Annotated in this window: 20 protein-coding genes; 11 read left to right on the forward strand and 9 right to left on the reverse strand. The window is 53.9% G+C overall.

Going from position 1 to position 20457, the window contains the following annotated elements:
- The first annotated feature begins 238 nt into the window (after positions 1–238).
- The 4 genes from PXG97_RS03985 to PXG97_RS04000 all read left to right on the forward strand — a co-directional run bounded on the left by PXG97_RS03985 (position 239) and on the right by PXG97_RS04000 (position 4417).
- Positions 239–1150, forward strand: coding sequence for an EamA family transporter (locus tag PXG97_RS03985; RefSeq protein WP_276496423.1), 912 nt, complete (start codon positions 239–241; stop codon positions 1148–1150).
- Positions 1151–1468: 318 nt separating this feature from the next.
- Positions 1469–2017, forward strand: coding sequence for a copper resistance protein NlpE N-terminal domain-containing protein (locus PXG97_RS03990; protein WP_276496424.1), 549 nt, complete (start codon positions 1469–1471; stop codon positions 2015–2017).
- Between the two features lie 87 nt (positions 2018–2104).
- On the forward strand, positions 2105–3079 hold the full coding sequence (trpS, locus tag PXG97_RS03995) for a tryptophan--tRNA ligase (RefSeq protein WP_276496425.1): 975 nt from the start codon (positions 2105–2107) through the stop codon (positions 3077–3079).
- Positions 3080–3253: 174 nt separating this feature from the next.
- On the forward strand, positions 3254–4417 hold the full coding sequence (locus tag PXG97_RS04000) for an acyltransferase family protein (RefSeq protein WP_276496426.1): 1164 nt from the start codon (positions 3254–3256) through the stop codon (positions 4415–4417).
- A 78-nt stretch (positions 4418–4495) separates the two neighbouring features.
- Here the strand turns inward: PXG97_RS04000 and PXG97_RS04005 are convergent, their stop codons facing one another.
- Together PXG97_RS04005 and PXG97_RS04010 are read right to left on the reverse strand one after the other, a co-directional pair.
- On the reverse strand, positions 4496–5092 hold the full coding sequence (locus PXG97_RS04005; protein WP_276496427.1) for a hypothetical protein: 597 nt from the start codon (positions 5090–5092) through the stop codon (positions 4496–4498).
- Between the two features lie 249 nt (positions 5093–5341).
- A complete protein-coding gene (locus PXG97_RS04010) occupies positions 5342–5722 on the reverse strand; it encodes a methylglyoxal synthase (RefSeq protein ID WP_276496428.1) in 381 nt (126 codons plus the stop codon).
- 398 nt (positions 5723–6120) lie between these two features.
- Here PXG97_RS04010 and PXG97_RS04015 point away from each other — a divergent pair, with 398 nt between their 5' ends.
- Positions 6121–6339, forward strand: coding sequence for a cold-shock protein (locus tag PXG97_RS04015; protein ID WP_276496429.1), 219 nt, complete (start codon positions 6121–6123; stop codon positions 6337–6339).
- Positions 6340–6397: 58 nt separating this feature from the next.
- Here the strand turns inward: PXG97_RS04015 and PXG97_RS04020 are convergent, their stop codons facing one another.
- From PXG97_RS04020 to PXG97_RS04030, 3 genes are all read right to left on the reverse strand, one after another.
- Positions 6398–7084, reverse strand: coding sequence for an SGNH/GDSL hydrolase family protein (locus PXG97_RS04020; RefSeq protein WP_276496430.1), 687 nt, complete (start codon positions 7082–7084; stop codon positions 6398–6400).
- 43 nt (positions 7085–7127) lie between these two features.
- Positions 7128–8045, reverse strand: coding sequence for a hypothetical protein (locus tag PXG97_RS04025; protein ID WP_276496431.1), 918 nt, complete (start codon positions 8043–8045; stop codon positions 7128–7130).
- A 256-nt stretch (positions 8046–8301) separates the two neighbouring features.
- Positions 8302–8700 carry a hypothetical protein gene (locus PXG97_RS04030; RefSeq protein ID WP_276496432.1) on the reverse strand — a complete coding sequence of 133 codons (399 nt, stop codon included), beginning with the start codon at positions 8698–8700 and terminating at the stop codon, positions 8302–8304.
- Positions 8701–8875: 175 nt separating this feature from the next.
- Between PXG97_RS04030 and hppD the strand changes: the two genes are divergently transcribed.
- Both hppD and PXG97_RS04040 read left to right on the forward strand, forming a co-directional pair.
- The gene (gene hppD, locus PXG97_RS04035; RefSeq protein WP_276496889.1) at positions 8876–9970 is read left to right on the forward strand and encodes a 4-hydroxyphenylpyruvate dioxygenase; all 1095 of its coding nucleotides are present in this window, start codon (positions 8876–8878) and stop codon (positions 9968–9970) included.
- A gap of 198 nt (positions 9971–10168) precedes the next feature.
- Positions 10169–11902: a phospho-sugar mutase gene (locus PXG97_RS04040; RefSeq protein WP_276496433.1), complete on the forward strand. Its 1734-nt coding sequence runs from the start codon at positions 10169–10171 to the stop codon at positions 11900–11902.
- A gap of 51 nt (positions 11903–11953) precedes the next feature.
- On the opposite strand, the gene PXG97_RS04045 is transcribed toward PXG97_RS04040, so the two are convergent.
- Both PXG97_RS04045 and PXG97_RS04050 read right to left on the reverse strand, forming a co-directional pair.
- The gene (locus tag PXG97_RS04045; protein WP_276496434.1) at positions 11954–12316 is read right to left on the reverse strand and encodes a histidine kinase; all 363 of its coding nucleotides are present in this window, start codon (positions 12314–12316) and stop codon (positions 11954–11956) included.
- 45 nt (positions 12317–12361) lie between these two features.
- Positions 12362–13615: a PAS domain-containing protein gene (locus PXG97_RS04050; protein ID WP_276496435.1), complete on the reverse strand. Its 1254-nt coding sequence runs from the start codon at positions 13613–13615 to the stop codon at positions 12362–12364.
- 231 nt (positions 13616–13846) lie between these two features.
- Between PXG97_RS04050 and PXG97_RS04055 the strand changes: the two genes are divergently transcribed.
- The 4 genes from PXG97_RS04055 to PXG97_RS04070 all read left to right on the forward strand — a co-directional run bounded on the left by PXG97_RS04055 (position 13847) and on the right by PXG97_RS04070 (position 18794).
- Positions 13847–14434: a nitroreductase family protein gene (locus PXG97_RS04055; protein WP_276496436.1), complete on the forward strand. Its 588-nt coding sequence runs from the start codon at positions 13847–13849 to the stop codon at positions 14432–14434.
- A gap of 138 nt (positions 14435–14572) precedes the next feature.
- Complete coding sequence (locus PXG97_RS04060) at positions 14573–15772, forward strand: phosphoglycerate kinase (protein WP_276496437.1); 1200 nt, start codon at positions 14573–14575, stop codon at positions 15770–15772.
- A 50-nt stretch (positions 15773–15822) separates the two neighbouring features.
- On the forward strand, positions 15823–17112 hold the full coding sequence (locus PXG97_RS04065; protein ID WP_276496438.1) for an acetyl-CoA hydrolase/transferase family protein: 1290 nt from the start codon (positions 15823–15825) through the stop codon (positions 17110–17112).
- 107 nt (positions 17113–17219) lie between these two features.
- Positions 17220–18794: an amidase family protein gene (locus tag PXG97_RS04070; RefSeq protein WP_276496439.1), complete on the forward strand. Its 1575-nt coding sequence runs from the start codon at positions 17220–17222 to the stop codon at positions 18792–18794.
- 104 nt (positions 18795–18898) lie between these two features.
- On the opposite strand, the gene PXG97_RS04075 is transcribed toward PXG97_RS04070, so the two are convergent.
- On the reverse strand, positions 18899–19426 hold the full coding sequence (locus PXG97_RS04075) for a DinB family protein (RefSeq protein WP_276496440.1): 528 nt from the start codon (positions 19424–19426) through the stop codon (positions 18899–18901).
- Positions 19427–19488: 62 nt separating this feature from the next.
- Positions 19489–20436, reverse strand: a complete 948-nt coding sequence (locus PXG97_RS04080; RefSeq protein WP_276496441.1) for an NADP-dependent oxidoreductase — start codon at positions 20434–20436, stop codon at positions 19489–19491.
- Positions 20437–20457: the final 21 nt, after the last annotated feature.

Below are 20457 nucleotides of genomic sequence, written 5' to 3' on the forward strand. Positions count from 1 at the left end.
CTGATTGACAGCAAATTAAAGTCGCAACAACTTTTTTACTTGCATTTATACGTGCAGTGCCCTTACCTTTGTAGTCTTGCAAAATAGAAAATGCCTGCACATTTAGCACATACTCAGATTTTCATCACAGGCTACGAGCTGCACGACCTGTAACAGCTCCCCATTCTCTTTTGGGGCTGCACCGGCCCCTCCTTTGCTATTTTTTGGTTGATTGATTTTTTAGACTGGAGGGACACGTATGTTCAGAGGAGTCGCCTTGGTTTTTTTGGGCGCATGCAGTTTTGGGGTATTATCTACTTTTGTTAAGCTAGCCTACAAGGAAGGTTTTAACCTGGGTGAAGTAACGGGCACGCAGGTTTTTTTTGGGTTGATTATTCTTTGGACCATCGTGTTGTTGCGAACGCTGCTGAGCAGCAAGAGCAACGGCACGTCGTTCAGGGAAGCCCTGAAACTGGTGGCCATGGGTACCAGCACCGGCCTTGTCAGCATTTTCTACTACAAATGCGTGCAAACCGTTCCGGCCTCTATCGCCATCCTGCTGCTGATGCAGTTCACCTGGATGAGCCTGCTGCTGGAATCTATCATAAAGCGCAAGCTGCCCAGCCCTTTTCAGTTAGCCATGGTGGCGCTTATACTTACCGGCACGGCGCTGGCAGGCCGTCTTATATCCGAGAGCATTCCTACCTTTGATGTGGCTGGCATCGTGTATGGCCTCCTGGCTGCTTTGTGCTATACTTTCTTTTTGATGATCAACGGCTCGGTTGGCAACGCGCTGCACCCCACCACGAAGAGCGCACTTTTACTTACAGGGGCCGCTGTACTGGTGCTGAGCATCTTTCCGCCAGCTTTCCTGGTAAATGGCGCCCTGTTCAACGGCCTGCTAAAATGGGGGGTGGTCCTGGCGCTGTTCGGCACCGTTATACCGCCGCTGTTTTATGCCTACGGTATCCCTAAAACAGGGCTAGGGTTGAGCGCTATACTTAGCGCCGCTGAGTTGCCGGTGGCAGTGCTGATGTCGAGCCTGGTGCTGCAGGAGGAGGTGTGGGCAGTGCAATGGCTGGGTGTGGCGCTGATCTTGTTGGCTATCGTGCTGTCCAACATCAGCTCTGTGAAGCAGAAGAAACGGGAGCAAGTGCTGGCAGCTTCTTAAAGATTTTTGTTGATGGTTAATGACAGACGGGTCAGGTGAAGCTTTTTGCAGTGCCTGACCCTTTCTGTTGCTGGTGGGGTAAAGTGCTTTGCGTTCCTGCCCAGATGCCGCCTCCCTTCCCTCTCCCCTAGCCACACCTCCAATGCCTCTGCCTCTTGAGCGCCTGTTAGGGCATAAAGCTGCTCCTGCAGCCGCAACAAAGGCCACAAGAACAATAATTGCGGGTATATGGCAGTTTAAATTGAAAAACAACGCCAATTCAGCATAGAGACTGGTACGTTTTCTTTTGATACACACCGAATGAAAAAACCGCACCTTATGAGAACAATCATCGCCTTCTTCGTCTTATTCTCCCTTACCCTTGGCCTGCAGCAGGCGCAGGCCCAATCCGGCAAAAGTTACCAGGAGTGGCTGAAGGAAAGCCGGTCTAAAAGCAAAACAACGGCTAAAAAAACCAGCGCCAAGGGCAAAACGGCCGCGGCCGCTGCCACAGCTAAAGAAGAAGCCCCTGTTATGGCCCCACCAGTCGGTACTTTCAGGGGCACGTTTGCCTGCGCCGACTGCAAGGGCATACGCACCGAGTTAATCCTGTCCGGCAGCCCCAAAGACGCTAACCGCTCGTTCACGATGCGGCAGATGTACGTGGGCAAAGCTACCGATAAAAACATCGTTTCAGGAAGCGGCAAGTGGTTTCTGGCCAAAGGGAACAAGCAGAACCCGGACGCCGTGATCCTGCAGCTCGTCCCCACCGACGGCGACCTGGACCTGATGTACTTCCTTCAGATGAGCGAAAGCGAGGTGAAGCTACTCAACAACCGGCAAGAAGAAATAAGCGACTCCAAGGACTACTCGCTCCGCAAACTTTAGGCGGCACTGTGGAAATGTGGTAGCCGGGTTTCGGGTGTTTTCAGCATTTTACGTTATTTTGCGGTACAAACAAGAACACCCTAACCTATGGCACGATATCTTACAGGCATCCAGAGCACGGGCCGCCCGCACCTGGGCAACCTGCTGGGCGCTATTATTCCTGCAATCAAGTTTTCAGAAACCTCCGAACAGGAGGCCATGTATTTTATTGCCGACCTGCACTCCCTGACCACCATTCGCGATGCGGAGGTGCTGCGGCACAATACATACTCGGTGGCTGCGGCCTGGCTTGCCTTTGGTTTTGATACAGACAAGCACGTTTTCTACCGCCAGTCCGATGTGCCGATGGTAACAGAGCTGAGTTGGTACCTGAGCTGCTTCACGCCGTTCCCCATGCTGGCCAATGCCCACTCGTTTAAAGACAAGTCCGCGCGCCGCGGGTTGGCTGACGTGAACGCCGGCCTGTTTACCTACCCGGTACTCATGGCCGCCGACATCCTGATGTACGACGCCAACTTTGTGCCCGTGGGCAAGGACCAGGTACAGCACCTGGAGATCACCCGCGACATTGCCAGCTCCTTTAACCACGTCTACGGCGACACGTTCGTGCTGCCGGAGGCCAAGACCGACGAAACAGTGATGACGGTTCCAGGCATCAACGGCGAGAAAATGAGCAAGTCGTACGGCAACATCATCGATATTTTTGAGGCGGACAAACCGCTGCGCAAGACGATCATGAGCATCGTGACGGACAGTACCCCGCTGGAGGAGCCTAAGAACCCGGAGGAGGACACTACCTTTAAGCTGTACAGCCTGCTGGCCTCGCCGGAGGAGGTAGAGAAAATGCGCCAGAATTACCTGGCCGGCGGCTATGGTTACGGCCACGCCAAACAAGCGCTTTACGAGCTCATCATCCGCCAATATGCCAAGGAGCGTGAGGTGTTTAACTACTACATGAACAACCTGCCGGAACTGGACAGGAAACTGAAGGAAGGAGCCGAAAAAGCGAAAGCCATAGCAACACCGGTTCTGCAGCGCGTGCGCCAGAGACTGGGTTATTAAGCATAGCTGCAGGCTTCTTCGGGAGTCAATGCATAGGAGCGGCAGTTGGCCAAGGTCAGCTGCCGCTTTTTTTGTGTCCTCACACTGATTTACCCGTTCGCTTTAACATATCATGTAATATCTATATCTTAAGGCGGCAAACTATACTTAATTCCTACACCAGACCCTGAACGTATGGCAAACGCAGTCGCAGCATCAGTACCTTTAACAAAAAAACGATCAGAACGCTACCTCTCGCTGGATGTGCTGCGGGGGCTCACCGTGGCGTTGATGGTGATCGTGAACACCCCTGGCAGTTGGAGCACCATTTACCCGCCGCTCCGCCACGCCGCCTGGCACGGCTTTACGGTTACCGACCTGGTGTTCCCGGCCTTCCTGTTTGCGGTGGGCAATGCCATGAGCTTTAGCATGCGCAAGTTTGAGCTGCAGCCCGATAGCGTTTTCCTGAAGAAGGTGTTCAAGCGTACCGCCATTATCTTCCTGATCGGTCTGGGCATGCGGGCCTTTCCGTTCGTGGCCCATGCCGAGGGCGGAGGCCTTGAGGTGATAGACTTTACCGCCATCCGTGTGATGGGTGTGCTGCAGCGCATTGCCCTCGCCTACCTCATCGGCTCCCTGGTGGTGCATTACCTTAAAGCCAAAGGCGCCATCATCTTTAGTGCGGTGGTGCTGCTGGGTTATTGGGCTGTGCTGTACTTCTTCGGCGATCAGCCAGACCCGTACTCGCTGGAAGGAAACGCGGCCCTGAAGTTCGACCTGCTGTTCTTCTCCCCGGAGGTGCTGTACAAAGGCTACGGTATTCCGTTTGACCCCGAAGGGCTTCTGAGCACGTTACCGGCTGCCGTTAACGTGATTGCCGGTTATCTGGTGGGCATGGCCATCCAGCGCTACGGCAATAACCTGGGGACGGTGTTTAAGCTGAACCTGGCTGGGGCGGCCATCATTATCGTGGCGCTGCTGTGGGACATGGTTTTCCCGATCAACAAAGCCCTCTGGACCAGCACTTATACGTTGCATACGGTGGGCCTGGTGATGCTGGTGCTTTCCACGCTGATGCTCCTGATCGAGGTGCTGCAGCTTAGAAAATGGACTTACTTTTTTGAGGTGTTCGGCAAGAACCCGCTCTTTATCTACGCCATGTCCATCATCATCATCAAAACCCTGAGCTTTATTAAGGTAGACGAGCAGACCCGCCTAAGCCGCTGGATTTACCAGAACTGGTTCCTGAGCTGGGGCGAGGGCGAGTTCGCCTCGTTGATGTTTGCGCTGGCTTATATGCTGGTGCACTGGCTCATGGGCTACCTCATGGACCGCAACCGGATTTATGTAAAAGTATAAATGAGGTACTTCCGGTAAAGCAAGAGGGCCTGCCACACGAAAGTGGCAGGCCCTCTTGCTTATGGTCTGTAACAAGGCCTAATCAGCATTGTAGTAGCGGTTGTACCTCTCGTTGTACTCATTGTTGTCCAGGATGTCGTCATCGTTATCATCCCACAGGCCGAAGATGCCATCCGTGTACTCTCGCTCGTTGATCATCTTGTTGCGGTCAGCATCCCAGTCGGTGTAGTAGTTGGTGTTGGCCATCCCGGTCCTGAATTCATTCTCGTCCAGGCTCTTATCCGAGTTGGTATCCCAATCGCTCCAGTTCTGGTTCTCGATGCCGTAGTCTCTGGTGGCAGTGGTCCACTCGTTCTCGTCCAGGCTGTTGTCATTGTTCACATCCCAGGTATCGTAGAAACCGCCGTAAAACTCATTCTCATCCAGGTTATTGTCATCGTTGGCGTCCCACTCCCCGTAGCGGTTGTTGGAGGCAAAGGTGGTGTTAAACCTGTTGGTATCCCAATTATCCATCACACCGGCATCTGCGTCGGTTTGTTCCTCCGCTACCATGTCGTCTTCTGCAACGGCTGCCGTTTCTTGCCTTTCTCCGCCACAGGCCACTAAGCCCGCCAATAGGGCGCAGCAAAGACCGTTGCTGATAAGCATGCTTACTTTTCTTTTCGTTGTTTTCATAGCTCTCTTTTTTAAGTTCAATTATGCAGTTACTATTAATTTACGGGGCTGATAGTGGTTAAGGTTAAAAATCAGCCACAAGAGAAGTAAATGCACCCACAGACGAAGTATAAACAAAACACATTGCAGTAGAACACCCTAAAAAGTGCAACTACTGGAGCCGGTTACATGACGTTGCCCCAAAATAAAAAAGCACTTACCGCTGCCAAAACAGCCATAAGTGCAACACCTGCCATTAACTTAGCCGCCTTATACTTCGTCGGCAGCCTCCATGATGAGGAGGTCGGCAGAGGCGCGGTTGAGCGCGATCGGGATGTTGTTGATCACGGCCGTGCGAATCAGCGTCTGTATGTCGTGCTCATGCCCGTGGGGTGTTTCGGCATCGATAAAGAAGATGACCTTGTGTACCTCGTGCTGGAGTATCTTTGCCGCCAGCAGTATGTCGCCGCCGCTTGGGCCGTGGCCGAAGGGCTGCACATCCAGCTCCAGCATGTCGTTTAGCAGCTTGGAGGTGTTGCTGGTGCCTATCAAATGGTGCTTTACCAGCTCGTCACGGTGTACTTTGGCCCAGTTCAGCAACTCTGTCTTTCTCTGATTATGGGCAATAAGCGCAATGGTAGTGGTTCTCATATGCATTGTTTTAGTGTTAGGCCCCTGCTAAGGTAGCCATGCCTAAAGATACAGTTTTTTTAGAATCGGCATGCGTTACCATTTGTTTTAGATGCATCTCTTTGCCATACCTCCTTCCGAGAAACCTGCTCCAGAACCTGCGTTTCTCCCAGAATTTTGCTATCTTTGTAATACTGTAACATCCTGAGTTCACCTCTGATCAGCACTCGTAGCCGCTTTTGGTTTACCCTCACCTGCGGTTTTATCAGACATCACCTATCAGGGTTTAAACGTTGGCAGCCCACCGGCCACGGCTCTTTTATGAGTCACGCGCTGGTTAGGTTAGGCCGCCATCCTTGTAAAGCCTCGCTCGCCATACCTTTTGGCCGGGGCACATTTCTCACATAACAAGATAGCATATGGCAAGATCACAGAACACTTTCCTGAAGAAGCAACGCGAGAAACAGAAGCAAAAGAAGAAGGAGGATAAAATGCAGCGTAAGCAGGAGCGCCAGGAGAACTCCGCCGGCGGAAGCCTCGACGCCATGATCGCCTACGTAGATGAGTTTGGAAACATTACGGACACCCCTCCCGAAGAAAACAAGAAGACGGATTCTGGGGAAGAAGACAAAGCTTAAAATACAGCAAAGGCAGGCAAGAGTAATTTCTCACCTGCCTTTTTTAATGCTCTTTACATTACTCCTGCGCCCGCGCTCTGCTTATAGCCGCCTCGGCCAAGGGTGCCATTACCTTATACCCAGCCGCATTCGGATGCACGCCATCGTACGTGTACTCCTGCCGCAAGCCCTGCTGCGCGTCTGCCATGGCGGAGAAATAATCCAGGTAAACCAGCTTCTTTTCCGCCGCGTAGCGCCTGATCATCGTGTTCAGGGCAACCACCTTTGGCGCCGGCTCCTGCCCCGGGTTCCATTTAAAATCCAGGGCCGGCAGCACAGAACAGAGCACCACCTTAATACCGTTTGCCCTGGCCAGTTCTGCCATGGAGGCAATGTTACCCATGATCTCCTCCAGCGTGGCAGGTCCAGTGTTGCCGGCTATGTCGTTGATGCCGGCCAGAATCACCACCACTTCCGGCTGCAGTTCTAGCACGTCTTGCCGGAAACGCACTAGCATTTGCGGCGTGGTCTGCCCGCTGATGCCACGGTTGATGTAGGGCTTTCCCTTAAAAAAGGAAGGATCGTGACTGCCCCAGCCCTCGGTTATAGAGTTGCCCATAAACACCACGCGGTTTTCGCCCTGGGCAGGGGCATTCAGCTTTGCGTTCTCCGCTTTATACTTGTTCAGCTGCGCCCAATCCTGCGCAACGGCAACGTCTGTGGTTAGCATGATGAGGAGAAAAGTGACAGGGTATAGGTGTTTCATAAAAGGATTCTTTAAGGTTCATTTATTCGGCACGCTCTTCTACTTACTTTATTTCGATAGTACGCTCTTCAAATGCCAATGCCCCATCTGCTGTAACTTCTTTTGTTTCCCGGCTGTACACCAGCCAGCCAGAGCCGTGTATACGCGCAGCTGTCGTGGTTTTACTTTGCACCGAGGGGAAGTCTTTTCTCTCCGGAAACTTATTGCCTGCCGCGGTGGCACTCTCTTTCAAAAAACTGTAGGTTGCATCTGTCAGCGCCTTAGAATCTATGGTCTGCCACATCCAAATCACACCATTATTATCCTCCACATTAAGCTCATCTAGAATAAGGGAAGCATCAGAGTTGAACGGTTCTCCTCCATAGTTGTTCGGCACTTGCAACTGCCCGCTCACCTCCTCTCCTAAAGTATAAACAGCTCCATGGAACGAGTAAAACTGCTGAATATCTTTGATAGCCATCGACTCGATCGCTTCCTTTGTCAGGAACATGGCTTCTACTTTATCAATCACAAGGTCGATTTTAGGAATGTGTTTGAATTCTTTGCGTACAACTCCGGTAGCGCCTTTAATCTCATCGCGTAACTCCTGCCAGTTAACCACTTCCTGAAATGCTCCCATTTCACTGGTTTTGATAATCACTTTCCTGTTGTTCGAAATACCTGCTAATTTCTTCTCAAACTCGTTCTCTGAGTCTTGATCGATGTGGCGGTATACCCATTCAATGGTGTATGAGCTAGCTGTAGAGTCAACAATGGTGATATCCACCTCATACTTTACCAATTCACGCTGCGTAGTGTCTGCATGCTGCACCCGATACTTCTCCTTCGTCACCTCATATGTCTGTTTTTCATTCAGATCCCAGTAGCCAATAACCTGCATGGTAGAATCTTCCGGATAGATTTGTCCAAAAGACGAAAATGATGTGAAGCAGATAAATATGAGTAGTATAGTTTGTTTCATGCGCAGTTTTTCTCGTCTCAGGTCAGTTTTAATTTAAATCAGCCAAAATTTTATAATAAATGCAGTTACTTCAGTTGTAGGTGCCTTAGCCAGCATTTTTTCAACTTTCTTCTTCTCTTACATCTTACTACCACAATATAGTTAAAACTTTGAATTACGTAACAATGAAAAAAAGCCGCACCCACCTCAGCTCAAAGCCTTGGCAAGTGCGGCAAGTATAAACAGCAGCCTAAAGGCTACTCAAGTATAAAATCTTTTATTCGGCTGTCCAGAGCACGCGCTCCTGGTCCGAGAGGATAAGCAGCACGCGGGGCGGGTTGGCCACCAGCACCAAGCGCATCTCCACGCCCGGGAACGTATCTGACTCCACCCAAACGCCTTCGGTATCATCGCCGTCTTCCAGCTCTTTTCCGTCCAGCGAGCTGGCCAGGTAGGCGGTTGGCAGCAGGATATCAGCATCCGACTTTATTTTACCGTGCACATCCTCCAGCACCTCCTCCAGCTCATCGCCGTATTCTTCGTTAAAATCGTCTTCCAGGTCGTGCAGCTCTTCTTCTATGTCATCGTAGCGCGCATCGTTGTAGTCAAGCGCTCGCAACTCTTGCTTTTTCTCCAGGATGGCCACAATGGACTCGTTCAGGGCTTTTGCGTTCATATGTAGTCTTGTTTTTTACAAAGTTGGAAACATGCCTCAGTAATTGCAAGAAATAGGTTTGATAATTTGGGCTTGGGGCCTACGTTTTGATAAACCGTTAAAAGCTGTATTTTTACGTAATCCATTATTAACTAATCAAAAGACTATGAATACCAACACCTCACCTTCCGAAACCATAGTTAAAGATATCCTGCCACTTAACGGCACCGACCACATTGAGTTTTACGTGGGCAACGCCAAGCAGGCGGCGCACTACTACCAGACTGCCTTCGGCTTTAAGCTGGTGGCCTATGCCGGCCCCGAAACCGGCATGCGCGACCGTGCCTCTTACGTGCTGCAGCAGGAGAAAATCCGCCTGGTGCTCACCACCTCGCTGGACCCCAACTCCGAGATCTCGAAGCACGTGCACCAGCATGGCGACGGCGTAAAAGTGCTGGCCCTGTGGGTAGACGATGCCGAAGAATCCTTCCGCGGAACAGTGGCCCGCGGCGCAAGACCGGCCCATGCACCTACCACCCTCACCGACGAGCACGGCGAGGTGAAAGTGGCTTCTATCCATACGTATGGCGATACCATCCACACCTTTGTGGAGCGCAAAAACTACAACGGCGTGTTTATGCCGGGTTACGTGCCGCGCCAGAGCCAACTCGATATTGAGCCTGTGGGCCTGAAGTATGTAGACCACTGCGTGGGCAACGTGGAACTGGGCCGCATGAACGAGTGGGTGGAATTTTATGAAAAAGTGATGGGCTTTAACCTGCTGCTCACCTTCGACGACAAGGACATCAGCACCGAGTACACTGCCCTAATGTCGAAAGTGGTGTCCAACGGCAACGGCTACATCAAATTCCCGATAAATGAGCCGGCCGAGGGCAAGAAAAAATCGCAGATAGACGAGTACCTGGAGTTTTACCGCGGTGCCGGAGTGCAGCACATTGCCGTGGCCACCAACGACATTCTGCACACGGTAAGTGAGCTGCGCCGCCGCGGCGTGGAGTTCCTGTACGTGCCTGAGACGTACTACGAGGATCTGATTGAGCGCATCGGCCACATCGATGAGGACATGGACGACCTGAAGAAGCTCAACATCCTGGTGGACCGCGACGACGAAGGCTACCTGCTGCAGATCTTCACCAAGCCGGTAGAGGACCGCCCAACCGTGTTCTATGAGATCATCCAGCGCAAAGGGGCCAAGTCCTTCGGCAAGGGCAACTTTAAGGCGCTGTTCGAGGCGATTGAGCGCGAGCAGGCGCTAAGAGGCAACCTTTAGGCGAAAAATAAAGTATAGCCGCGTGTAAATGTGGCTAAAATACCTTTATTTTGATATAACTATACTTCACACCAGTTCTTGGGCTGTGCGCTAAGTACGGCAAGGGCTGGTGTGATTTTTTGTCTTAACGCCTGCCCCGCAGCGGCGTTATACATGAAGGAGAGAATACTGCTACTATAATATCAGCAAAAACAGACTATGATAGACCAATCTGTAAAACTTAAAATCGACCAGTGGCTGGCCGGCAACTACGACGAGGCTACTAAAAGCGAAATAAACGGCATGCTGGAGCGCAACGAGCACGAGGCGCTGTCGGATGCTTTTTACAAAGACCTGGAGTTTGGCACCGGCGGCCTGCGCGGCATCATGGGCGCGGGCAGCAACCGCATGAACCGCTATACCCTGGGAATGGCCACACAGGGCCTTTGCAACTACCTAAAGCAGAATTTTCCGGGAGAGCAGGTAAAGGTGGCCATCGCCCACGACTGCCGCAACAACTCCGATACCTTTGCCCGTATCGCGGCGGAGATCTTCTCTGCCAACGGCATCAAAGTATACTTGTTCGAAGCGCTGCGTCCTACGCCGGAGCTCTCGTTTGCCATTCGCCACCTGGGTTGCCAGAGCGGCGTGGTGGTAACTGCCTCGCACAACCCCAAGGAATACAACGGCTACAAAGTATACTGGAACGACGGCGCCCAGGTAACCGCCCCGCACGACAAGAACATCATCGGTGAGGTAAACAAGATTACCAGCATTGATGAGGTAAAATTTGAGCCAAACCCGGAGCTGATCGAGATGATCGGCCAGGAGGTAGACGAGGCGTATATGCAGGAGGTGCAGAAGCTGTCTGTCTCGCAGGAGGCAATTAAGCGCCAGCACGACCTCAAGATCGTCTTCTCCTCTATCCACGGCACAGGCATCACGCTGGTGCCGGAGGTGCTCCAGCGCTTCGGTTTTACCAACGTGCATGTGGTGCAGGAGCAGGCCGAGCCAAACGGCAATTTCCCGACGGTGGTGTACCCGAACCCGGAGGAAAAAGAGGCCATGACCCTGGCCCTGAACAAGGCTAAGGAAATTGACGCGGACCTGGTGCTGGCTACCGACCCCGACTCTGACCGAGTGGGCATCGCCGTGAAAAACCAGAAAGGCGAGTTTATGCTGCTGAACGGCAACCAGACCGGTGCCTTGCTCATCAATTACCTGCTGCAGGCTTGGCAAAATGCCGGCAAACTAACGGGTAAGGAGTTCGTGGTGAAGACCATCGTAACCACCGATTTGATAAAGGAGATTGCCGACAGCTACAATGTAACCATGTATGAGACGCTGACCGGCTTCAAGTATATCGCACAGATCATCCGCGAGAAGGAAGGCCAGGAGGTATACATTGGCGGCGGCGAGGAAAGCTACGGCTACATGATCGGCGACTTTGTGCGCGACAAGGACGCCATCTCGGCCTGCGCCCTGATTGCCGAAATGGCTGCCGTGGCCAAGGATAACGGGCAGACCTTGTTCGAGATGATGGTGGAGATGTACACCAAGTATAACTTCTACAAAGAGGAGCTGGTTTCGTTTACCAAGAAAGGCCAGCGCGGCGCTGAGGAAATACAGCAGATGATGGCCGAGATGCGCAGCAACCCGCCGAAGCAGATTGGCGGCTCTAACGTAGCGGAGGTGCATGACTACAAGATGAGCACCCGCAAGTTACTGCTCACCGGCGAGGAGCACAAGCTGCAGTTGGAGAGCTCTAACGTGCTGCAGTACCTTACTGAGGACGGCACCAAAGTATCGGCCCGCCCCTCCGGCACTGAGCCGAAGATCAAGTTCTACATGAGCGTGAAAGAACCGCTCGCCTCCCCTGCTGATTACGAGGCCACGGAGCAGAAGCTGAACCGGAAAATTGAGCAGATACTGAAAGACCTGAAGCTAAAATAAGGAACCATGAACAAAAAAGGCCGGCAACTGTAGTTGCCGGCCTTTTTTGTTTTAATCTAACAAGGGCTCCTGGAGCCTTTTATCGAGGTGAGAGAGGATCTCAATAAATTGATCCGACTTTTTCTCTAGGGTTTTCAGCCCGTCGTGCGCCTGGTCTATTTGGCCATGGCGGTACAGGTTATACAGCTCAAGGGCCAGCGCATTTAGCTCCCGATGTAGCCTTACAAGAGAGGCTATCTCGGGCTCACTTTCATAGCGCACCATCCCCACCGTCGTAAACCAGAGGTCGATTGGCCCGGAAGATGAAAAGAACGCAGCATCGAAAGCACCGCCATAGAGAAAAGAGCGCACCTTCGACTTATACAGAATGTGTTTGATTCTGAGCTGCTGAAAATCTATCTGGGCTATCTCCATTTAATGTTGGCTCCTTCCCTGCCCTCTATATGGTTTTTCATATTGCTACCCGACCTGTCCAAGATTCTCCATTTTCCGCTTAAAGAGCACTTCATTCGTAGTGTCATAGCCAAAGGCTAGTATCCCCGTTACCTTGCCAGCCACATATACAGGTTGGTAAGAGAAGTTGAAGAACCTCTCCTCTAAAGGCCTGGTTCCCTTCTGCGGAAGCAGGATTGGCACCCCCTCCGCCACATACGTCTCGCCAGTGTTGTATACATTGTCCAGCAGATTTATAAACCCCTGCTCCTCTATCTCTGGCAGCGCCTCCGCGAGCGGCAGGCCAATCAGGTTGCGGCCGGGGTAAAGCTGCTGGTACTTGTCGTTCAGTAATTCAAACCTGTGTTCCGGGCCTTTCAGGAGAACAAACATGGCTGGTGCCTCCATAATCAACGTCTCCAGCGTCTTCCGCTCCGACTCCGCTTTCTCATAAGCATGCTGCACCTGGTCCGATAGCTGTGCCATCTGCTCGTTAGACTCCAGCAGCTCCTGCACGAGCTTACGGGTATCGTGGATGTCTGTGGAGCTACCCACCCACATGGTAATGTGGCCTTCCGCATCCTTCATGGGGTTGGCACGGCACAAGTGCCAGCGGTATTCGCCGTCTTTATCCCGCTTGCGCAACTCCACCTGCATCGCTTCGCCGTTAAGGATCGCACGCTCCCATTTTTCCTGCGTAACCTTCAGGTCATCCGGATGAATTATCTCATGCCAACTGGCTTGATGCAGCTGCTCCAAAGTCACACCTGTATATTCTTCCCAACGCTTGTTGAAATAGGTTACCTGGCTCTTATCGTCTGTCGTGAAAACAAGCTGCGGCATGGCCTCGGCCATAAACCGGAATTTCTCGTTGCTCTCGTGCAGGGCCCTCTTCGCCTTCTCCCGCTCCGTCACGTCGGAGGTACGCTGGATGATGTACTCCACATTGCCTTCACTGTCTAACACAGGGGTGTGCGACGCCTCCCAATAACGCTCCTCATAGGTGCCGTCCGGTTTGGTCAGGTCGTAGCGGATCACGTCCAGGTAATCCACTTGCTTAGCACTTACGGCTCTGTCCAGCGACTTCCGTACCGGGTTTTCCTCATAGGGCAGCTCTTTATCCGGGAAAGCCTCCTGCAGAAAGTGCAGCCCCACAATGTCCTCGCGTCTGCGCATGGTAATCTGAAGGTATCTGTCTGTAGCGGCTAATATCTTGTAGGCTGGCGAAACCACGACCAAGGCCTCTGGCACGTTTTCAAATACTTTTACAAAATCCATCATCAGGGTAGGTAATCGGTTGTTATGCGGGTGTTGCCAAAGATACGCTGGGAACGGTTGCACTGCAACCTCCTAAACGCATAACAAGGAGAAGTGTTCTGTGTTAATTTAGTACAGCATGCGCAATTCATTACCTTTGGAGAGAAGCAGCCTGCTAGTGGTCGCTTTTGCCAGCCAGCAGCCGACACACAAGCATTCTGAGACAACAACCATTCTTTAGAAACGGAAGACCTTATGAACGATACTTTTGAAAGCCTAGCCCGTGTTATCACCCTGAGAAGAACGACAAAGCCGCCAAAAATGAACGGGCAACGCATACCCGACACCCAAGTACAACAGTTGCTGGAGCTTGCCGATTGGGCCCCCACCCACGGACACACCGAGCCCTGGCGCTTTATTGTTTACGCGGATGCTGCCGTTAAGGGCTTCTGCCAGCAGCACGCGGCGCTTTATGAGCAGAACACACCGGCAGACAAGTTCCTGAACGAGAAGTATGAGAAGCTGCTGCACATGGGCGAGAAGGCATCGCACGTTGTCGTGGCTTACATGCGCCGCGGCGACCTGCCCAAAATTCCGGAGTTGGAGGAGATAGCCGCCACCTCCTGCGCCATCCAGAACCTCCTGCTAGGGGCCACAGCCTTGAACATTGCCAGCTACTGGGGCTCGGGCGGCATGGCCTACCATCCAAGTATGAAAAAGCACCTGCAGCTGCGGGAGCAGGACGTGGTGCTGGGCATTTTATACTTGGGCTATGCCGAAAACGCCGCGCACGAAGGCAAGCGCACCGTACCGCTGCCAGAGAAGGTAACCTGGGTCAGCTAGCTTAACAGCTCGTTTCTCTTTTGATTTGATCCTGTTCCGCTTATCTTGCCATTGCCAAATCACTATATTTGTAGAGCAACAAAATTCCGTGGATCACGAAAAACGAGTTAACGCTTTTACGAAATCATAACCATACCCATGAGAACAATAGACGAGTATAACTTTGCCGGTAAGAAGGCTTTGGTCCGTGTAGACTTCAACGTGCCCCTCGACAGCGCGTATAAAATCACCGACGACACCCGCATCCGTGCGGCAGTGCCTACCATCAACAAGATCCTGAGCGATGGCGGTGCCGTGATCCTGATGTCGCACCTGGGCCGCCCGAAGAGTGGGCCTGAGGAGAAATTCTCGCTTCGCCACCTGGTGCCGCGCCTGGAGCAGGAGTTTAACACCCGCGTGCTGTTTGCCCCGGACTGTGTTGGCCCCGAGGCGGCGCAGCTGGCACAGGAGCTGCAGCCTGGCGAGATTCTGCTGCTCGAGAACCTGCGCTTCCACAAGGCAGAGGAGAAAGGTGACCCTGATTTTGCCAAGGCGCTGGCCTCGCTGGGAGATGTGTATGTGAACGATGCCTTCGGCACCGCCCACCGCGAGCATGCCTCCACAGCCGTTATTGCCCGTTATTTCCCGAACGACAAGCTGATGGGTTACGTGATGCAGGCCGAGCTGGATAACGCCCGCCGCGTGCTGGAGAACGCCGAGCGCCCGTTTACAGCCATCATGGGCGGCGCCAAGATCTCCGATAAGATCCAGATCATTGAGAAGCTGCTCGACCGCGTGGACAACCTGCTCATAGGCGGCGGCATGTCTTATACTTTCGTAAAGGCGGATGGCGGCCAGATCGGTTCCTCACTGGTGGAGGAAGACAAGCTGGAGCTGGCAAACCAACTCATCCGCATGGCCAAAGAAAAAGGCGTGAACATCATGATCCCGGTGGACTCCGTGATTGCCGATGCTTTCAGCAACGACGCCAACATCGACACCAAGCTAAGCCACCACATTCCGCAGAACTGGATGGGGCTGGACATCGGGCCGGAGGCGCGCGAACAGTATGCCGCTGTTATCGCCAACTCCAAAACCATCCTCTGGAACGGCCCAATGGGGGTATTTGAAATGTCGAACTTCTCGGTGGGCACAGAGGCCGTGGCCGATGCCGTGGTGGCCGCCACAGCCAAAGGCGCTTACTCGCTGATCGGGGGCGGAGACTCTGCCGCTGCCGTGAATAAATTTGGCTACGCCAGCCGCGTGTCCTATGTATCTACCGGTGGCGGAGCGCTGCTGGAATACATGGAAGGCAGAACCCTGCCTGGTGTGGCCGCACTCGAACGCAATGATTATTAACCTTATACCCGCTGCCCTTCCCTAAACCAGAAGGGCAGTTTTTTATACCTATGCTGGATAATAAAGCAAATTACAAAACTGCCGAGGAAGCCCTTTCAGTCATAAAGTCCGGGGACCGGGTGTTCATACAGGGCAGCGCGGCCACGCCGCAGTACCTGGTGCGTAAGCTGGCCGAGCGGGCTGATGAGCTGCGCGATGTGGAGCTGGTGAGCATCACAACCTACGGCGAGTTCCCGCTCTCGGAGGAGCGCTACAAAGAATCGTTCTTCATCAACTCCCTGTTTGTGTCGGCCAACGTGCGCGAGGCCGTAAACAGCGGTCGCGGCGACTATGTCCCGATCTTCCTGAGTGAAATCCCGAACCTTTTCCGCTCAGGCCATATGCCGCTGGATGTGGCCATCGTGCACGTGTCGCCGCCCGACAGGCACGGCTATTGCTCGCTGGGCGTGTCGGTGGACATTACGCGCGAGGCCGTGCTGAACGCGAAGCACGTGATTGCCCAGGTGAACCCGCAAATGCCCCGCACCCACGGCGACGGTTTGATCCACATCAGGCGTTTCGACGTGCTGGTAGAGGTGGACGAGGCATTGCCGGAAGTTGACTATAGCCTGCGGATAACCGACAGGGAAAAGGCCATTGCCAAGTACATCGCTGAGATGGTGGAGGACGGCGCTACGCTGCAGATGGGTATTGGCGCCATTCCCGACGCCGTGCTCAGCAGCCTGACCAATCACAAGGAACTGGGCATCCATACCGAGATGATGTCGAACGGCGTGATGGAGCTGGTGGAGAAAGGCGTCATCACCAACGAGCACAAGTACAGGCACCCGGGCCGCATCGCCACCGGCTTTATCGTGGGCAACCGCAAGTTCTACGATTTCGTGGACGACAACCCGCTCATCCTGATGCAGCGTACCGACTATGTGAACGATGTGACCATCATCCGCTCCAACCCAAAGGTAACGGCCATCAACAGCGCCATCGAAATAGACCTGACGGGCCAGGTGGTAGCCGATACCATAGGCAAACACCAGTTCTCCGGCATCGGCGGGCAAATGGACTTCATACGCGGTGCCGCCCTGTCCCAGGGGGGTAAACCGATCATCGCCTTGCCTTCTGTTACGAACAAGGGTATCTCCAGAATCACCCCGCTCATAAACGAGGGGGCCGCCGTGACCACTACCCGTGCGCACGTGCACTACGTGGTCACTGAGTATGGCGTAGCCTACCTGTATGGCAAGAACCTGCGCCAACGCGCCAAGGCACTCATCAACATCGCCCACCCCGACCACCGCGAGCGGCTGGAGCGGGAGGCCGTGGACCGCTATGGCTACCTTTAGGCTGTAGGCGCCAGACCCAACCTGCCTGCAAGTATAAATCCCTGCCGCTTTTAAGAGTAGCAGGGATTTATTTCTTATATTGATTTACCAAAGCCTGCCAACTGCCTATGCTAAGAGTTCTCCTATCAAAACTGTTCCTGCTGCTCAGCCTTGTTTTATTTTATGGCTGTAGCTCCGGATCACAGCCAGCCTCCACCAATATGAGCGATTTTGATGTGCAGGAAGCCACCGTTGGGGAGATTCACCAAGCCTTCAGGGAGGGCTCCTGCACCTGCCAGCAACTGGTGGCCACTTACCTGCAGCGCATAGACAAGTATGACCAGCCTACCGGGCTTAATGCCATTGTACTGACAAATCCCGAAGCCATGCAACGCGCCCAGGAACTGGACGAGGAGTTTACCCGCACCAAAAAGCTGCGCCCCCTGCACTGCATCCCGATCATCGTGAAAGACAACTACAATACCGCAGGCTTACAGACGGCCGCCGGGTCGTTGGCCATGAAAGGCTTTGAGCCCGCAGAGGACGCCACGCAGGTGAGGCGGCTGAAAGAGGCCGGAGCCATAGTGCTGGCCAAGTCCAACATGGCGGAGTGGGCCTTCAGCCCTATGGTTTCCATCAGCTCCATAGCAGGCGAAACACGCAACCCTTACAACCTGGAGCACGTGCCTGCAGGCTCCAGCGGTGGTACCGCCGCGGCTGTGGCGGCAAACTTTGGCACCATAGGGCTTGGCACTGACACCGGCAATTCCATCCGGGGGCCTTCCTCGCACAACGCTTTGGTCGGCTTCCGGACCACCCTGGGCCTGACCAGCCGGGCAGGCATTGTGCCGCTTTACCTCCGCAACGACGTGGGCGGCCCTATGGCACGCACCGTAGAGGACGCCACCCGGGTGCTGGAGCTGATTGCAGGCTACGATCCGGCTGACCCGCTAACGGCGCACAGCCGGGGCAAAGTGCCACAGAACTACCAGCAGTACCTGAAGAAGGACGGCTTGAAAGGTGCCCGCATCGGGGTGCTGCGGCAGCTGAGCGAGAAGGACCCGGACCCACAGGTGAAGGCGCTGTTCGAGCAGGCCATCGCCGATTTGAGAGCCTTGGGAGCCGTGGTTGTGGACTCCTTAGAGATTGCGGATTTTGATAGCCTGCGCCAGGACCAGTGGTGTGATATGTTCCGGCAGGACCTGAACGACTACCTTGCCTCCCAAGGGCCGGACGTGCCTGTCAAGAGCCTGGATGAGGTGATCGCCTCCGGCAAGTATGCGCCCTACATCGAAGAGAACCTAAAGTACTTCCAGCAGCACCAGTTTGAGGAGAAAGGCGACTCCCATACGTGCGGCGATGCCTATAACGATCCCAGAAGAATCGCTTTTCGGAATGCGGTGGATGCTGCCATGGATAAGCATAGGCTTGGCGCCATCATCTACCCCACCTGGAACAACCCACCTGCCAAGGTAGGCGATTTCTCCGGCTATAAGGGCGACAACAGCCAGATCATAGCGCCCCACACAGGGCAGCCGGCCTTTACTGTGCCAATGGGCTATACGTATGAAAACCTGCCTGCCGGGCTGCAGTTTTTGGGGCGCATGTACGATGAGCCGACGCTCATAAAGTATACGTACGCCTATGAGCAGGGCACCAGGCACAGAAAGCCGCCGGTAAGGTTTACGGCCGTAGGAAAATAAACCTCATGTACTTTGTATGGCGCCGAAAGTATGCAAGTATGAGCCGGCTGCCATGGAGCGGTACATGCAGCTGCACAGGAAGCCGGGTAAGCTTAAAGCCACTCCTACCTACCTTCCCTGGCCAGCAAGACTTTTGCCGTTACCAGCAGTTGCCCCACGTGCCGCATGGTATGCTCGGCGGCATGAAAAAGCAGGCCTTGTACGGTGGACGGCAACTGCTTCCGGCCCACCCCTCTGAAGTCGGTCAAGGCATTCTCATCTATACTTTTAAGTTGCTCCAGCGCCTTGTCCACCTGCTGGCCGAAAGTCTGGAGCAGGCCCTGCACATGGTACACCTGGTTTTCTGCGGGTTTGCCTTCGGCGTATAGGTAGTTTAGCTGCTCCTCCGTGAGCTGCCGCTGCTGGGCATAAGTAAAGAGCCGGTCGAGTACGCCTTTCAGGTGCTGCAGGTGGAACCCGATGGAGGCCACACCGGCTGGCCGCTCCCACAGCAGTTCATCCGGAAAGCCATCCAAATACGTGTGCACCTCCTCCCTTGCCTGCAGCAGCGCGTGTGCCACTGGCTGCAGCAGAGGCGGAATACCCTCCACAGGCCCGCTCATCCACGCCTCCGGTTTGGTTGCTTGTGTCATTTTTGTTTCTGATCGGTATGTAGACTGAAAGCTACGTTATTCTCCACAGCTAAAGTATAAATTTACGGGATGGCGTTTACCACCACCTTGCCCTTGGTCTTGCGCGTTTCCACTTGCTCGTGCGCCTTGCCCATATCCTCAAACTCGAACATGTGCGATACATGCGGCCGCAGGTGCCCTTGCTGCATCAGCTGCGCAATTTGCTCCTGGTCCTCGCCGCTGGAGTGCACCAGGTAGTTCTTGGCCTCTATGTTGCGTTTCTTCGCCTCCTCCTGCACAGCCTCTTTGGCCCCGCCCAGTATGGAGATTATTTTTCCCCCTTCCTTAAGGGTGGCTAGCGACCGGCGGGTGTTTTCTTCCCCTAAGGAATCCAGCACGATGTCTACGTCCATGGCGATGTCCTCCACGTTATACTGGTGGTAGTCAATCTGCTCGTCGGCTCCCATGTTTCGGATAAAGTCGTGGTTTTCGGGGGAGGCCGTGCCGATAACGGTGGCCTTAAAGTATTTGGCTATCTGCGTGGCGAAGTGGCCCACCCCGCCAGCCGCGGCATGGATGAGTACACGCTGCCCGGCTTTGATGCCGGCCTCGTGCACCAGCACCTGCCAGGCGGTAAGGGCGGCTAGCGTGGCGGCGGCGGCTTCGTGGTGCGGAATGTTGGCCGGCTTGTGCGCCAGGTGCGTTTCGGGAGCTGCCACATACTCCGCATACGCTTTGCCGTGACCCGGGAAGTTTACCATCCCAAACACCTCATCGCCCTCTTTAAAGTAGGTCACATCCTCTCCTATCGCCTCTACCACACCGGAGATGTCCCAGCCCAGGATAATGGGTGGCTCCTCCTTCAGCTTGTCGTACAAAGACTTCCCCTCCCGGGTCTTTGCGTCTACAGGATTCACACTGATGGCATGCACCCGCACCAGCACTTCGTTCTTCTGTGGTGTGGGTTTGTCTATTTCCTGCAGTTGTAGGTGCTCTATACCGCCGGGTTTGGTTAAAACAATTGCTTTCATAGCTTCTGGATGATTGGTTGC

Source organism: Pontibacter litorisediminis (assembly GCF_029360645.1).
Taxonomy (GTDB): Bacteria; Bacteroidota; Bacteroidia; order Cytophagales; family Hymenobacteraceae; genus Pontibacter; species Pontibacter litorisediminis.